This is a genomic window from Streptomyces sp. NPDC058685 (genome assembly GCF_042714725.1).
In the GTDB taxonomy this organism is placed as follows: domain Bacteria; phylum Actinomycetota; class Actinomycetes; order Streptomycetales; family Streptomycetaceae; genus Streptomyces.
In genome coordinates this window covers 145,485-159,559 of sequence record NZ_JBHXSL010000007.1, presented here as the reverse complement: position 1 = coordinate 159,559, position 14,075 = coordinate 145,485, and the positions used below count along the sequence as shown (strand labels likewise).

Here is a 14,075-nt window from a genome sequence, read left to right as displayed (position 1 = left end):
AACCCGGCTCGTCTGTCGCGCCCCCTGTCGAGGGCAGGGGGAGGGCCGGGGGTCTCCAGCGTACGACGCTGCTCCGACACTCGCGTCCGGAATCCACGCTGCGCGGTGCGGCCCGGACCGGGGTGACCAGGCGTTTCCGCACCACCGGGACGGGCCCGCCCGGCACCGGAGCCGCGTTGACCGGCGAGGAGCCTCCCCCACGAGACACCGGCCGCCCACCGCCGACCCGCTGCCTCCCGCCGGTCCGGCCTCGCGGCGGGGCGATCACCTCGGACACGCCCCGCAGCGCCGGACCGCGGCCCGGCGCCCCGGACCACCGCCCCCGTACACACCGCGGCCGTACACACCGCGGCCGTACACACCGCGGCCCCGGAGTGTCCGGTGGACACTCCGGGGCCGCCCCCCGTTCCATGCGCCCGGAGGCTGTGGTGCTACTCCGTGGCGATGGCGTTGAGGACGTTCATCCGTCCCGCGCGGAAGGCGGGGACCAGGGCCGCGAACAGCCCCACGAACGCCGACCCGACGAACACGGTCAGGATCGTCGGCCACGGGATCTCCAGGACCCCCAGGCCCTCCAGTGCCAGCAGCTTCTGGGCCGCCGTGCCCCAGCCCATGCCCAGACCGAGGCCGAGCAGCGCTCCGAAGAGGGCGATGACCACGGACTCCAGCCGGATCATGCGGCGCAGCTGGCGCCGGGAGAGGCCGATCGCCCGCAGCAGGCCGATCTCACGGGTCCGCTCGACCACCGAGAGCGCCAGGGTGTTCACCACCCCGAGCACCGCGACGATGATCGCGAGGGCGAGCAGACCGTAGACGATGTTCAGCAGCTGGCCGACCTGGTCCTTCAGGTCCTGCTTGAAGTCGGTCTGGTCCTGCACCTTGTACTGCGGGTACGCGGCGAGCGAGGACTTGAGCGCGGTGTAGGCCTCCTTCTCCTTGCCGTCGTCGGCGGAGGCGAACAGGATCAGGTTCTTCGGCAGCTTGTCGGCCGGGATGTACTGCTCGGCCGTGGCCGTGCTGGTGTACTTCACGCCCTTGTCGACGTTGCCGTCGTCGGAGGTGATGGCCGCGACCTTCAGCTTCGCGCTCTCGCCGCCCTTGAAGGCGACGGTGAGCGTGTCACCCACCTTCACGCCGTGCTCCTCGGCGTAGGTGTCGCCGACCGACATGGCGTTCTTGCCGTACGCGGCGGACAGTTCGCCGCCCACGGTCTTGCGGCGCAGGTCCTGGGCGTAGGTGGCGTCGGCGGCGACCAGTTCGTCGTCGACGGTCTTCCCGTCGGGCGAGGTGATCTTCGCGTTGACACCCTTGTACTGGGTGACGTGCGCGATGCCGGGCGTCTTCTCCAGCGCCTTCTGGGCCTGCGGCACGATCGGCTGGCCGTTGGAGGACTGGACGATGAAGTCCGCGCCGACCGACTTGTCGAGCTCGTCGGTCGCGGAGGCGACCATCGAGGAGCCGACCACCGACAGGCAGGCCACCAGGGCGAGCCCGATCATCAGGGCGGCACCGGTCGCTCCGGTACGGCGCGGGTTGCGCAGTGCGTTGCGCTCGGCCATCCGCCCGACCGGGCCGAACATCCGCAGCACCAGCGCGCTGATCACCCGGACCACGACACCGGCGAGCAGCGGTCCGACGACCACGAAGCCGATGAGCGAGAGCACCACACCGAGGCCGAGGAACATCGAGCCCTCGGCGGCCTTGTCGGCCTGCGTCGCGACCAGCAGGGCCGCGGCGCCGGCGCCGGTCAGGAGGAGTCCGATCGCGGCCCGGACCTTGCCCGCCCTGCCGTCGGCCGGGGTTCCGGCGTCACGCAGTGCGGCCATCGGGGAGACCTTGCCGGCGCGCCGGGCCGGCACATAGGCGGCGACGACGGTGACGACGATGCCGAGGACCATGCCCACGACCGGGGTCGTCACCTTCACCGTCAGATCATCGGTGGACAGGTTCATGCCCATGGAGCCCATGAGCTTCATCAGTCCGACGGCGAGGCCGACACCGGCCGCGATGCCCGCGACCGAGCCGACGATGCCGAGGAAGAGCGCCTCGATCAGGACGGAGCGGTTCACCTGGCGGCGGCTGGAGCCGATGGCCCGCATCAGACCGATCTCGCGGGTGCGCTGGGCGACCAGCATCGAGAAGGTGTTGACGATCAGGAAGATGCCGACGAGGAGGGCGATCCCGGCGAAGCCGAGCATCGCGTACTTCATCACGTCGAGGAAGGAGCCGACCTCCTCACGGCCCGCGTCGGCGGCCTCCTTCGCGGTCTGCAGCTTGTAGGGGGCGTCGAGCGTGGCGGCGATGTTCCTCTTGAGCTGCTCGTCACTGACCCCGTCGGCCGCCGTGACCGAGATGCCGGTGAACAGGCCCTCGCGGCCGAGGAGTTCACGCTGGGCGGTGGCGGTGTCGAAGTAGACGATCGTGGCGCCGGGGTTGGTCACCTTGAAGGAGGCGATGCCGGAGATCTTCGCCTTGAAGTCGCCGGTGACCGCGATGGTGCGCAGTTCGTCGCCGATCTTCAGATGGTGCTTGTCGGCGGTGTCGGCGTCGACCATCATCTCGGTGGGTCCGCGCGGCGCGTGGCCGGAGGTGATCTCCATCGACTTGAGGTCGTTGTCGCTCCAGCCGCCGGCGATGGTCGGGGCGCCGTTGGTGGCGCCGACGTCCTTGTTCTTCGCGTTGACGACGGTGACGCTCATGCTGGAGACGCCGCCGTCGGCGGACTTGACGCCCTCGGCGGTCTTGACCTTCTCGACGAGGGAGGCGGGCAGCGTCTCGGGCCGGCCGGTCTGCGGTGCGTCGTCGTCATCGGCGCCCCGGGGGCTGACGGTGACGTCGGAGGCGGTGCTGGCGAAGAGCTTGTCGAAGGTGGTGTTCATGGTGTCGGTGAACACCAGCGTCCCCGACACGAAGGCCACGGACAGCAGCACCGCCACGGCCGAGAGCGCCATCCGCCCCTTGTGCGCGAGGAAGTTGCGCAGGGAGGTTCTGAAGACGGTCACGACGTACGCCCCCGAGCGTCGAAGTCCTTCATGCGGTCGAGTACGGCGTCGGCGGTGGGCCGGAACATCTCGTCCACGATCCGGCCGTCGGCCAGGTAGAGGACCCGGTCCGCGTACGAGGCGGCCACCGGGTCGTGGGTGACCATCACGATGGTCTGGCCGAGCTCGTCCACCGAGCGGCGCAGGAAGCTGAGAACCTCCGCGCCGGCGCGGGAGTCGAGGTTTCCGGTCGGCTCGTCACCGAAGATGATCTCGGGCCGGGCGGCGAGCGCCCTGGCCACGGCGACGCGTTGCTGCTGACCGCCGGAGAGCTGGGTGGGCCGGTGCCTCAGCCGGTCGGACAGGCCCACCGTCTCGACGACCCGGTTCAGCCAGCCGGCGTCCGGCTTGCGGCCCGCGATGTCCATGGGGAGCGTGATGTTCTCCAGGGCGTTGAGCGTCGGCAGCAGATTGAAGGCCTGGAAGATGAAGCCGATCCGGTCCCGGCGCAGCTGCGTGAGCTTCTTGTCCTTGAGACCGGTGATCTCGGTGTCGTCGAGGTAGATCTGCCCCGAGGTGACGGTGTCGAGCCCGGCGAGGCAGTGCATGAGGGTGGACTTGCCGGAGCCCGAGGGGCCCATGATCGCGGTGTACTGCCCGCGGGCGATGTCGACATCGACGTGGTCGAGTGCGACGACACGAGTCTCCCCGCTGCCGTACGCCTTGACGACCTGCCGCCCACGCGCGGCGACGGCCGTACGCCCTCCGGTGTCCCCGTGCGGGGGAATGGTCACAGCCGTTGTCACGGTAAATCTCCTATGTCGGTGAGGTGAGGGTGTCGCCGCGTGCGGTTCGAGTCTGTCGGCGGAAGCGTTCCGGCGCGCTGGTGCGAGGCGCAGTCTTCGACCGGGGGTTTTCCCCACCCCCCGGTGGTGCGGCCCCCGTTGCGGCCGTAAGAACAACTTAAGGAAACGCGCCCGCCGCTTCGTCGTCCCCCGGAACGAAAGCCCCCTGGCCACAAGTAGGGAGGTCCCCCTAGGGGGCCTCCACCCGCGGGTGGAGGCCGACCCGCTCAGGCTGCACCCTCCCGCAGCGTCAGCCTCAAGTGAGAAGGTGTGGGGAAAATAGATGCAGGGGGAAAGGATCCAGCGGTGACGGAGACACCGGAGACGGAACCGCGAGGGCCCGTCTCCCCCACGAACGGCGGCGACGCCGGCACGGCAGCCCCTACGGGCCGCGGCCCCGTGGCCGCCGCTCTCATGCTCGGCATGGCGCTCGCCGCGCTCGACGGCACCATCGTGTCCACCGCCGTACCGCAGATCGTCGGCGACCTCGGCGGCTTCTCCGTCTTCTCCTGGCTCTTCTCCGGCTATCTGCTCGCCGTCACCGTCACCCTGCCGGTGTACGGGAAACTCTCCGACACCTTCGGCCGCAAGCCCGTCCTCATCGCCGGGATCATCCTCTTCCTGCTCGGGTCCGTCCTGTGCGCGGCCGCCTGGAACATGGGCGCGCTGATCGCCTTCCGCGTCGTCCAGGGCCTCGGCGGCGGCGCGCTCCAGGGCACCGTGCAGACCATCGCCGCCGACCTCTACCCCCTGAAGGAACGGCCGAAGATCCAGGCGCGGCTGTCCACCGTGTGGGCCGTCTCCGCCGTCGCCGGACCCGCGATCGGCGGACTGCTCGCCTCGTACGCCGACTGGCGCTGGATCTTCCTGATCAACCTTCCCGTCGGCGCCGTCGCCCTCTGGCTGGTCGCCCGCCATCTGCGCGAACCCTCCCGCACCCGGCCCGCGGCACGCCCCCGTATCGACTGGCCCGGCGCACTGGCCATCTTCGGCGCGGGCGTGCTGCTGCTCACCGCGCTCGTCCAGGGCGGCATCGCCTGGGCCTGGTGGTCCGCACCCTCACTCGCCCTGCTCGGCGGCAGCGCGGTCCTCATCGCCGTCACCGTCGTCGTCGAACGACGGGCCGCCGAACCGATCATCCCGGGCTGGGTCTGGCGCCGGCGCACCATCGCCGCCGTGAACCTCGCCCTCGGCGCCCTCGGTCTGCTGATGGTGGCCCCGACCGTCTTCCTGCCCACCTACGCCCAGTCGGTCCTCGGCCTCGGACCGATCGCCGCCGGCTTCGTGCTGTCCGTGATGACCCTCAGCTGGCCCGTCAGCGCGGCCCTGTCCAACCACGTCTACAACCGCATCGGCTTCCGGCGCACCGCGATGATCGGCATCACCCTCGCCGGCCTGATCCTCGCCGCCTTCCCCCTGCTGCCCTACCCGGGCGCCCCCTGGCAGCCCGCCCTGCTCATGCTGCTGCTCGGCGGGGCGCTCGGACTCTTCCAACTCCCCCTGATCGTCGGCGTCCAGTCCACCGTGGGCTGGGCCGAACGCGGTACGACGACCGCGTCCGTCCTCTTCTGCCGCCAGGTCGGCCAGAGCATGGGCGCCGCGCTCTTCGGCGCCGTGGCCAACGGGGTCCTCGCCGCCCGACTCGGCAGCGCGGGCGACCTGGACTCCGTCTCGCACGCCCTGGAGAACCCGGCGGCCCTCACGGCCGACGCCGCCGACCAGCTGCGCCGGGCGGTGGACGCGGCCGTCGACCACGTCTACCTCGGCGCGGCGGTCGCGGCCGGGCTCTCGCTGCTGGTGCTGCTGTTCGTGGCACCCCGGCGCTTTCCCGTACTGGACGACAACGAGCAGCCGGTGCCGAAGAGTTAGACCGGGCGCTCCCCGGGCCGCGCCGGTACCGCGGGCCAAATCCCCGACTGCGGTGCCGATGCCGCCCGTGCGTCCGGGCGGGCGCTCAGCCCTCCGCCGCCGCGCGGCCCGTCAGCGTCGCCAGGCTGTTGCGGATGTGCGCCATGTTCGCGTGCATCTCCTCACGCGTCTCCTCGTGCTCGCGCAGCATCCGTTCCGTCTCACGGGCCGTGCGCTCCTCCTGCATACGCGCCTGGGCGAGCAGTTCGGCCGCCTGCGCCTCCGCGTCCGCCTGGCCATGGCGGGCGTACTCCTCCGTCTCCGCGAAGGTGCGCTCGGCCTCGGCGAGAGCGTCCTCCGCGACCGCGGTCCGCTCGGCGTGCTCGGCCTCGAACGCCGCCTCACGCTCGGCGAGTTCACGCTCCACCGTCTCCCAGCGCTCGGCCTGCTCCCCCTCCAGCTCGGCGAGCATGCCCTCCGCACGGCGGCGCATCTCCCGCCATGCGCCCATCACCTCGCCGCGCCGCTCCTTCATCTCGCCGCGCGCCTGCGCACGGGCCTCGTCGGCCGCCGCCTGCGCCGCGAGAAGGATCTGCCGGGCGCGCTCCTCGGCGTCGGCCCGCAGCCCGTCCGCCTCCTCGCGCGCCTTGTCCCGCAGCCGCTCCGCCTCCGCCTGCGCGGCATCCGCCTCCGCCTGCGCCTCGTTGCGCGCCGACGCGCGCACCTCCTCGGCCTCCTCCTCGGTCAGCGCGAGGAGGTACTGGGCACGGCGGCTGAAGGTCTCGTACGTCTGAGGGACGAGCGTCGTGACGACCTCACGCAGCCGGCCCGCCTCCGCCTCCATGTCCTTGGCGAGGACGGTCAGCCGCGCGGCACGCTCCCAGGCGTCGTCGCGGTCCTGCGACAGGGCGGTGACGTAGGCGTCCGTCTCCTCCATGCGGTAGCCGCGGCCACGGACGGCGGCGAAGCCGTGGGGTGACACCGATGCAGCGCTCATCCTTCAAGCCCCTCTCCGACAGAAAACGCGATTGTGCGCATATCCTGATGGATACGGGCGAAGCGCCCATAACGCGACACTCCCTGCGGAGAAAGCAAAGAGGGGCGCCCGGTCCGACCACCGACCGGGCGCCCCAATTGTCGTACTGACTGCGTTACAGCAGACCGTCCCACATCTGCTCGAGCAGGACCGACCACCAGCTCTCCGGCGACGACAGCGCCGCCGGATCCAGCGCGGCGAGCTGCGCCTGGAAATCGACCGTCCAACGGCCCGCCTGCTCCGGATTCAGACCGAAGCGCAGCCGCCACATCCGGCCGAGCAGCGCCAGAGCGCGCACGAACTCCGGCAGCCCGCTGTTCACGAACTGCGGCGCCACCGCCTGGCCCCCGGGACCGGCCTCCACCGGCACCGCCACGATGTGCGCCGTGCCGTACTGGACACAGATCGCCCGGCCGAAGTCGCTGCCCACCACCAGATACGACCCCGCGTCCACCGCGGGCTGCACCTGCCGCTGCGCCGCGAGCTCGGCCAGTGTCGGAACGACCGGCTGAGCGGGCTGAGCCCAGAAGAACGGGTTGAAGTCACCCGGCAGACCGGCCCACACCAGCGTGGCGCCGACCACCTCCGGCACGCCCTGACGCGACACGGCCCGCTGGTCGAACCGGCAGATGCCCTGCGGCCCGAACGCCGCAACCAGCTCCTGCGCGACGGCCTGCGGCGGGACCGGAGGCACGGCCTGCACCGGCGGCAGCGGCGTCCGCACCGGCGCGGGGCGCGCCGGGCCGTCCGCGACCTGGTGCAACTCGCCCTGATGCGTCACCAGTTGCTGCATGCCCTGCTGACGGCTCGCGTGATCCCTGCCGTACGGCGCGATATTGGTGATCCGCGCCTGCGGCCAGGTCTCGCGGATCATCCGGGCGCAGTAACCGCCCGGCAGCTCGCACGACTCCAGCTCGGTGTGCAGCTCCAGCACCTGCTGCGGGGGCACGTTCATGGCCCGCAGCTCATGCAGGATCTGCCACTCCGGGTGCGGCGTACCGGGCGCGGAGCGGCGGATCAGCTGGGCCTCGGAACCGTCGGGCGCGCGGTAGCGCAGCACGGCCTGGTAGCCGGGACCGACCGTCGGCTGCCCGGGCGGCCGCGGCGGATAGCCGTACGCGGGCGGCTGACCGCCCTGCTGCGGCGGGCCGGGCGGTACGGCGCCCGGAGGCGCACCGGGCGGGCCGGGCGGCTGCGGAGCACCGGGAGCCATGGGGTTGGGGCCGGCCAGCATGGTCGCGGCATGGTGCACACCGCCCCCGGGAGGCGGCGTCGAACCGGGAGGCCCGGGAGGACCAGGAGGCTGCGGAGCACCAGGCGCACCAGGCGCACCCGGCGGCCCGGGAGGCTGCGGAGCACCGGGACCCACCTGACCCGGATCGGCGAACATCGTCGCGGCATGGTGCACACCGCCCCCAGGAGGCGGCGTCGAACCAGGAGGCCCGGGAGGACCAGGAGGCTGCGGAGCACCAGGCGCACCCGGCGGCCCGGGAGGCTGCGGAGCACCAGGACCCGACTGCGAGACGAGCTGCGTCGGCAGATACCCGCCCGCCGGCGCACCCGGAGCACCCGGCCCCGACGGCGGCGGCGTCGCACCCGGCCGCGCACCCGGAGTACCGGGCGCGCCGGGCGGCGGCGGAGTCGTCGACCCTCCCCCGCGCGGGGAACGTGCCCCCCGCGGCGGAGCCTGCGCCTTGCTCGTCGCCGCGTCCGCTATGTCGGCGGCACCCTGCTGCGGCTCACCCACCGCCGGCGCCACCGCCGTCCGCGGCAGCTGACTGCCCCCGGACATCAGCGCGGTCGGCGCGTCCGCGCCCACCACCGGCGGCGGAGTGTCGTCGTCGTCACGGCCGGAGATCGGCGGCGCGAACACCGTCGCCGGCAGCGGCACAGACGCGTCGTCACCGCCCGTGGCATTCGTGTCCGTCCACGGCGTACCACCCGTCCGCGACGACGGCGCACCGTCCGCAGCGGGCGACGCGTCGTCGTCCGAACCGGCACTCGGCCACACCGACCCGCCGCGCGAGGCATCCGCCCCCGAGGACCCCGCCTCCGGCCAGGACGAACCGCCGAGCGACGAACTCCCGCCCGCCTGCGAGGCGTTGGCCCCACCCGGCCCCGAAGAGGCGTCCGCCAGGGACCAGTCGGACCCGGCCGGCGGCGTACTGGCAGCCGCCGGGGCCGCCGGGACCGAGGGAGACGAGGGAGCAGCCGGTGCCGAGGGAGCAGCCGGAACGGCGTCCGCGGGCGCGGAAGCCGCGGGCGCGGCCGGCTCGCCCGCCGACGGCCGCCGGTCCGGAATCCCCAGCTTGTCCGCCGCGTCCTGCAACCACTCCGGCGGACTCAGCAGGAACGACGTCTGATTCAGATCGATCCGCTGCGGCTGCTCCGGCACCACGGCCGGCGCGTCCTGGATCCCGTACTCCTCCTCGTACCGGCGGATCACCTCACCCACCGGCAGCCCGGGCCACAGCGTCGCCTCACCACTGTCCCGCGCGATCACGAGCCGCTGCCGGCCGCCGTCCGAACGGGCACCGCCCTCGCGGTCCTCCGCCCACACCACGAACCCGAGCTCGAACTCCCGCACCCGCACCTCACGGTGCTGGTAGCCGGGCACATCGCCGTTGACCCACTCTTCCGCGCGCTCCTGCGCCTGCGCAAAGGTCACCATCGGAGCGTCACCCCTCGTCCGCAATGGGGACAGCACGCGCGAAGCCGCCGTCCACCATCAGATTCGCCACGGTCTCCAGCTCCGGCGGATTGCCCGCCAGCCGCTGCAGAAAGGCGTCGAAATCCTCGCCGCACGGCAACAACAGCCGGTCCACGCGCTCCTGGACATTCCACCCGTCCTGGTCACGCGCGTCGTCATAGGCACAGAACCACACCGAACCGACATCCGAGCCTCTGACCTTCACGGCCAGAATCCCGCCCTGGACGAACGCCACACCCAGGAAGTCCTTCGTCAGATGGTCCCGCAGGCACTTGTTGACATAGACCAGATCATTGACCGCCGCCTCGTCCCGCACCGTGAAGAACGGCTGGTCCACCAGCAGCCCCAGCTCCGCGTCGAGCGCCGCACCCACCGGCGCACACCCGCCCGCCGCCTTCAGAAAGGAGCGGTACGCACCCGGCAACCGGTAGCCCAGATCCTCTTCCACGCCCAGCAACTGCTGCTCGGACACCGACACCGAACCCTTCGGCAGCCCGAAGTGCGCCGGCCGGGTCTCCTGCAACGGGCGCGTGCCCCGCTTGTCCCCGTCGACCGCCGTCGTCGCCAGCCCGCCGTGATGCCGCAGCAACGCCTTCACCTCGACCGGCACCAGCTCCAGCCGGCGCGTCCCCGCCACGTGGTGCCACGTCCAGCCGTGCGGAGTCGCCACCGCGGGGATCGTGTCCCACAGCTCATGACCGTCCGCGTGCAGCGCCGCGTTCGCCGACACATAGTCGGTCAGCCGCAACTCATCGACACCGAAGCCCTCCGGCGGCTCCGCGATCTCCGCGGCCGCACGCGCATACGGCGAGAACACCGGAAACCCGTTCTCGTCCACCTGCACACCCCGCGGATGGCGCGAAGCCCGAACCGGGTCCGGGAAGTTCACGACCTGACCGGCGTAGGCCGCATTCGGTGGCGCGACGTGTCCCCCGGCCCGGGGGCCGGGAGGTGCCCCCAGCCCTTGCCGACCTGTCGTCATGGCGATCTGCCCCCTGCTGCTTCTGACTCGTTCAGGACAGCCTATGCGGTGCTGCAATAGGCAGTACCGGCCCTCCGGTTCCGTCACCAACTGTCACAACCGAGTGACCGAACGACGACGGACCGACACGTTTCAGTGCCCCCGCTTCCCCACCCAAGCGCCCATTTGGCAGGCTGTCCCGCAACTCGGGGGAGTGCACGGGAGGGGACTGCAGCACCATGCACACAGCGCAACCACGTACGTCAGGCACATCAGGTGATCCTCGTCTCAGCTGGAGCAGCACGGAAACAGCCCGCACACCCGCGCTGAGCCACCGCCGCGACGGCATCCTGCCCGCCGTCGCGGCAGCACTCTCCGTACGCGGCGAAACCCTCACCAGCACCGCCGGAAAGGGTGACCAGCCACCCGTACTCCACCCACTCGTACAGGACTTCCTCGACACCCTCACGAGCGGCCAGCGCGAACGCTTCACCGGCCGCTGCCCCGAGGCCATCCTGCTCTCCCGGCACCTCACCGCCGCCGAGAACCAGCGCTCCAAGCGGGCCCAGCGAAAGCCCCTCACCCACAGCGAGGCCAAACGCACCCTCAAACAGGCGAAGTTGACGGCACGTAGGATCCGCGAGGACGGCGACCCGCTGCACGGCAGCTACGCGCCGCCCTGCCGTTCCTGTACGGCGATGCTCGACCACTTCGGTGTCCGGGCAGTGGATCCGACCGCCGCCGGCACCTCCGAGAATGGCTGAACCAGCACCGATGCCCGACCACCTCAGCACCACCCGGTTCCCGGTCGCCGTCGACGCCGCCCTGCGCGACGCGGGCTGGCAACCCGGGCGCTGGGACATCAAACTCGCCGAACACTGGGCCGACACCCTGCGCTCCCACGCCTCACCCGCCGGCCACCGGCACACCGTCTTCCCCGCGGCCGTCGAAGCCTGGGCGGAATTCGGCGGACTGCACATCACCGCATCCGGCCCCGGCCGGCAGACCGCACCCACAGCCCTGCACATCGACCCGCTCGCCGGACTGCACCTCGCCCGAACCTTCGCCGACCTGGGACGCGCCCTCGACACCGAGGTCTCACCGCTCGGCATGGAAGGGGACCACCAGGCCGTCCTCGCCATCGACAGCGAAGGACGCGTCTACAGCCTCGACCACACCGGCGACTGGTACCTCGGACCCGACGTCGACCAGGCACTAGCCACCCTCGTAGGCGGCGTCCAGCCCGCGCGGCTCACCCTCGGCTGACACGCTCCTGCCGCCGAACCGCGGCAGGGACACCCCCGCCGCGTCAAAGACTCACGGACGCCGGAAACTCCTGCTCGGTGGACGGATCCCGGTCGGGCAGCACCGCCGACACCCGGAAACCCCCCGAGTCCGTCGGCCCCGACACGAACACCCCGCCCAACGCCAGCACCCGCTCCCGCATCCCCACCAGACCGTTCCCCCCGCTCGGCAGCCGCGCGACCCCCGCCTCACCGGCCGCGTCCGGCGCACCGTTCTCCACCTGCATGGCCACCTCGGCGTCACGGTGCGCGAGCCGCACCATCACCTTCGACCCCGCAGCGTGCTTGTGCACATTCGTCAGCGCCTCCTGGACCACGCGATAGGCGGTCTGCTCGACCTCCGGCGCATACACCCGCACCTCACCCTGCACCGCGAGCTCCACCACCATCCCCGCCTGCCGCGACTGACCCACCAGATCCTCGACATCGGCGATGCACGGCCCGTCCTCCGCAGCCGCCTCCGCCGCCGCCGCGGCAGCCGCGGCCACCGCCGCCAACGGCACCGGAGCCACCCGCCGCTGCTCGTCGTCCCCCGCCCGCAGCACACCCAGCATCTCGCGCAACTCCGTCAGCGCCTGCCGACCCATGTCCCCCACCAGCGCCGCGTTCTTCACCGCCTTCTGCGGATCCTTCAACGCCACCGCCTGCAACGCCGCGGAATGCACCACCATCAGACTCACCCGGTGCGCCACCACGTCGTGCATCTCCCGCGCGATCCGGGTCCGCTCCTCCGTCCGCGCCCACTGCGCCCGCTGCTCCGCCCGGTCCGCCAGCAGCGACAGCTCCTGCTCGAGACTGTCGGCGCGCTCCCGCAGGCTCTCCATCAGCCGGCGCCGGGCACCTATGTAGAGGCCGAACAGCACCGGAGGGGCGGTCAGACCCAGCGACATGAAGCCCGCCATCGTCGGTACGTACCAGGCCCCCGGCTCCGGATCGAAGCCCGCGGACTGCACATCCTGATGGACCCGCACGAACGTCACGATGAGCGTCGCCGTCAGCGACATGCCCGCCAGCAGTGCGGTGATACGGCGGGGAACCTCGGACGCGGCGAGCGTGTACAGCCCGACGACGCCCATGAGATAGCCCATCTCGGCCGGCGTGATCGCGATCGACACCAGCACGACGGCGATCGGCCAGCGCCGCCGCAGCACCAGCACGGATCCGACGAGCAGCCCGAACAGCACCCCGATCGGCACGGGGATGGCGGCCTGTTCCGCGAACCCCACACCCTCCAGAGCGCATTCCAAGGCGGAGAACAGCCCGAGCCCCACGTCCAGCGCGACACTTCGCCGCCGTCCCCACCACAGCCAGGTACGGGCGGTCGTGCCCGTGCCGTCCTGGTGTGCCCCCGTTGTGGTCATGTCTTCCAGCCTACGGGCGGGTGTACGTCATTTTCTCGGGAGTATCGGAGCGCGGGCGAGTCGCCCCTGGCACGGAATGCACCAGAACCGCTCGAACTGGTGAATCGGCCAGAGTTTCGACCCGGACGTCCGCATTCCGGACGACTCTCGCCGCATGACGGAAACACCCGGCAGACACGCCGACTTCGAAACCCTCCGCGAACAGGCCCTCACCCTGCGCCGGGAGGGCCTCAGCCGCCGCCAGATCCGCGACCGGCTCCACGTCCACAACAACGACATCCTCAACCGCCTCCTCCAGGGAGAGCCCCCACCGGAGTGGACGAAGCGCCCGAACGCGAAGGACGACCTGAGGGCCAGGGCGAGGGAGCTGCGCCTGAAGGGCCTGACGTACGACGCGATCCAGGTGGAGCTGGGGTGTTCGAAGAGCTCGATATCGCTGTGGGTGCGGGATCTGCCGAAGCCTGAGCGCCGCGCCCCCACCGAGCAGGCGAAGCTTGCCGCCCGGAAGCGGTGGGAGCACGAGCTCTCGGTGCGGGACGAGAAGCGCCGCCGGACCAAAGTCGCCGCAGCGCGGGAGGTCGCTTCCCTGACAGAGCGTGAGCTTTTCATTGCAGGCGTGGCTCTCTATTGGGCAGAAGGCACCAAGGACAAGCCGTACGACCGTCGCGAAACCGTCACCTTCATCAACAGCGACACCGACGTGATCGAGGTCTATCTCGCCTGGCTGAGACTTCTCGGCGTGAAAGCGGAGCAGTTGCGCTACCGCGTCATGATCCACGAAACCGCCGAAGTGGAAGCAGCAGAGCACTACTGGGCCGACCTGGTCGGCGTCGATGTCTCCACCCTCCAGAAGACCACACTGAAGAAGCACAACCCGAAGACCGTCCGGAAGAACGTCGGAGAGACCTACCGAGGCTGCCTGGTCGTCCGCGTGCTGCAAAGTGCAGATCTCTACCGTCGCATCGAGGGCTGGTGGTGCGGCATAGTAGGGTCGGCATCCGCAACCGATCGAAGAAATCGGACATAGCG

10 protein-coding genes are annotated in these 14,075 nt (G+C 71.2%); 4 read left to right on the top strand and 6 right to left on the bottom strand.

What is annotated here, in order from left to right; genetic code table 11:
• Nucleotides 1–431 precede the first annotated feature (431 nt).
• Nucleotides 432–3,002, bottom strand: coding sequence for an ABC transporter permease (locus ACFWU3_RS09145; RefSeq protein WP_384433418.1), 2,571 nt, complete (start codon nt 3,000–3,002; stop codon nt 432–434).
• Nucleotides 2,999–3,787, bottom strand: a complete 789-nt coding sequence (locus ACFWU3_RS09140; protein ID WP_384433415.1) for an ABC transporter ATP-binding protein — start codon at nt 3,785–3,787, stop codon at nt 2,999–3,001. The genes ACFWU3_RS09145 and ACFWU3_RS09140 overlap by 4 nt, the downstream gene beginning before the upstream one ends.
• Before the next feature lie 345 nt (nt 3,788–4,132).
• Here ACFWU3_RS09140 and ACFWU3_RS09135 point away from each other — a divergent pair, with 345 nt between their 5' ends.
• Complete coding sequence (locus tag ACFWU3_RS09135; protein ID WP_384433412.1) at nt 4,133–5,695, top strand: MFS transporter; 1,563 nt, start codon at nt 4,133–4,135, stop codon at nt 5,693–5,695.
• Between the two features lie 85 nt (nt 5,696–5,780).
• On the opposite strand, the gene ACFWU3_RS09130 is transcribed toward ACFWU3_RS09135, so the two are convergent.
• The 3 genes from ACFWU3_RS09130 to ACFWU3_RS09120 form a co-directional block, all read right to left on the bottom strand.
• Entirely contained in the window at nt 5,781–6,671 is an 891-nt protein-coding gene (locus ACFWU3_RS09130; protein ID WP_384433410.1) for a cellulose-binding protein, read from the bottom strand.
• 154 nt (nt 6,672–6,825) lie between these two features.
• Entirely contained in the window at nt 6,826–9,381 is a 2,556-nt protein-coding gene (locus ACFWU3_RS09125; RefSeq protein WP_384433407.1) for an SUKH-4 family immunity protein, read from the bottom strand.
• A gap of 7 nt (nt 9,382–9,388) precedes the next feature.
• A complete protein-coding gene (locus ACFWU3_RS09120) occupies nt 9,389–10,402 on the bottom strand; it encodes an SMI1/KNR4 family protein (protein ID WP_384433632.1) in 1,014 nt (337 codons plus the stop codon).
• A 218-nt stretch (nt 10,403–10,620) separates the two neighbouring features.
• Between ACFWU3_RS09120 and ACFWU3_RS09115 the strand changes: the two genes are divergently transcribed.
• Complete coding sequence (locus ACFWU3_RS09115) at nt 10,621–11,145, top strand: YwqJ-related putative deaminase (RefSeq protein ID WP_384433404.1); 525 nt, start codon at nt 10,621–10,623, stop codon at nt 11,143–11,145.
• 10 nt (nt 11,146–11,155) lie between these two features.
• A complete protein-coding gene (locus ACFWU3_RS09110) occupies nt 11,156–11,647 on the top strand; it encodes an SUKH-3 domain-containing protein (RefSeq protein ID WP_384433629.1) in 492 nt (163 codons plus the stop codon).
• Nucleotides 11,648–11,690: 43 nt separating this feature from the next.
• Here ACFWU3_RS09110 and ACFWU3_RS09105 read toward each other — a convergent pair whose 3' ends face one another.
• Complete coding sequence (locus tag ACFWU3_RS09105) at nt 11,691–13,046, bottom strand: sensor histidine kinase (RefSeq protein WP_384433401.1); 1,356 nt, start codon at nt 13,044–13,046, stop codon at nt 11,691–11,693.
• 154 nt (nt 13,047–13,200) lie between these two features.
• Between ACFWU3_RS09105 and ACFWU3_RS09100 the strand changes: the two genes are divergently transcribed.
• The gene (locus ACFWU3_RS09100; RefSeq protein WP_384433398.1) at nt 13,201–14,073 is read left to right on the top strand and encodes a hypothetical protein; all 873 of its coding nucleotides are present in this window, start codon (nt 13,201–13,203) and stop codon (nt 14,071–14,073) included.
• Nucleotides 14,074–14,075: the final 2 nt, after the last annotated feature.

Excerpts from the sequence above, each read along its gene's own strand:
- ACFWU3_RS09130 (WP_384433410.1), bottom strand. The coding sequence starts at position 6,671 with ATGAGCGCTGCATCGGTGTCACCCCACGGCTTCGCCGCCGTCCGTGGC.
- ACFWU3_RS09125 (WP_384433407.1), bottom strand. The coding sequence starts at position 9,381 with ATGGTGACCTTTGCGCAGGCGCAGGAGCGCGCGGAAGAGTGGGTCAAC.
- ACFWU3_RS09120 (WP_384433632.1), bottom strand. The coding sequence starts at position 10,402 with ATGACGACAGGTCGGCAAGGGCTGGGGGCACCTCCCGGCCCCCGGGCC.
- ACFWU3_RS09115 (WP_384433404.1), top strand. The coding sequence starts at position 10,621 with ATGCACACAGCGCAACCACGTACGTCAGGCACATCAGGTGATCCTCGT.
- ACFWU3_RS09110 (WP_384433629.1), top strand. The coding sequence starts at position 11,156 with ATGCCCGACCACCTCAGCACCACCCGGTTCCCGGTCGCCGTCGACGCC.
- ACFWU3_RS09105 (WP_384433401.1), bottom strand. The coding sequence starts at position 13,046 with ATGACCACAACGGGGGCACACCAGGACGGCACGGGCACGACCGCCCGT.
- ACFWU3_RS09100 (WP_384433398.1), top strand. The coding sequence starts at position 13,201 with ATGACGGAAACACCCGGCAGACACGCCGACTTCGAAACCCTCCGCGAA.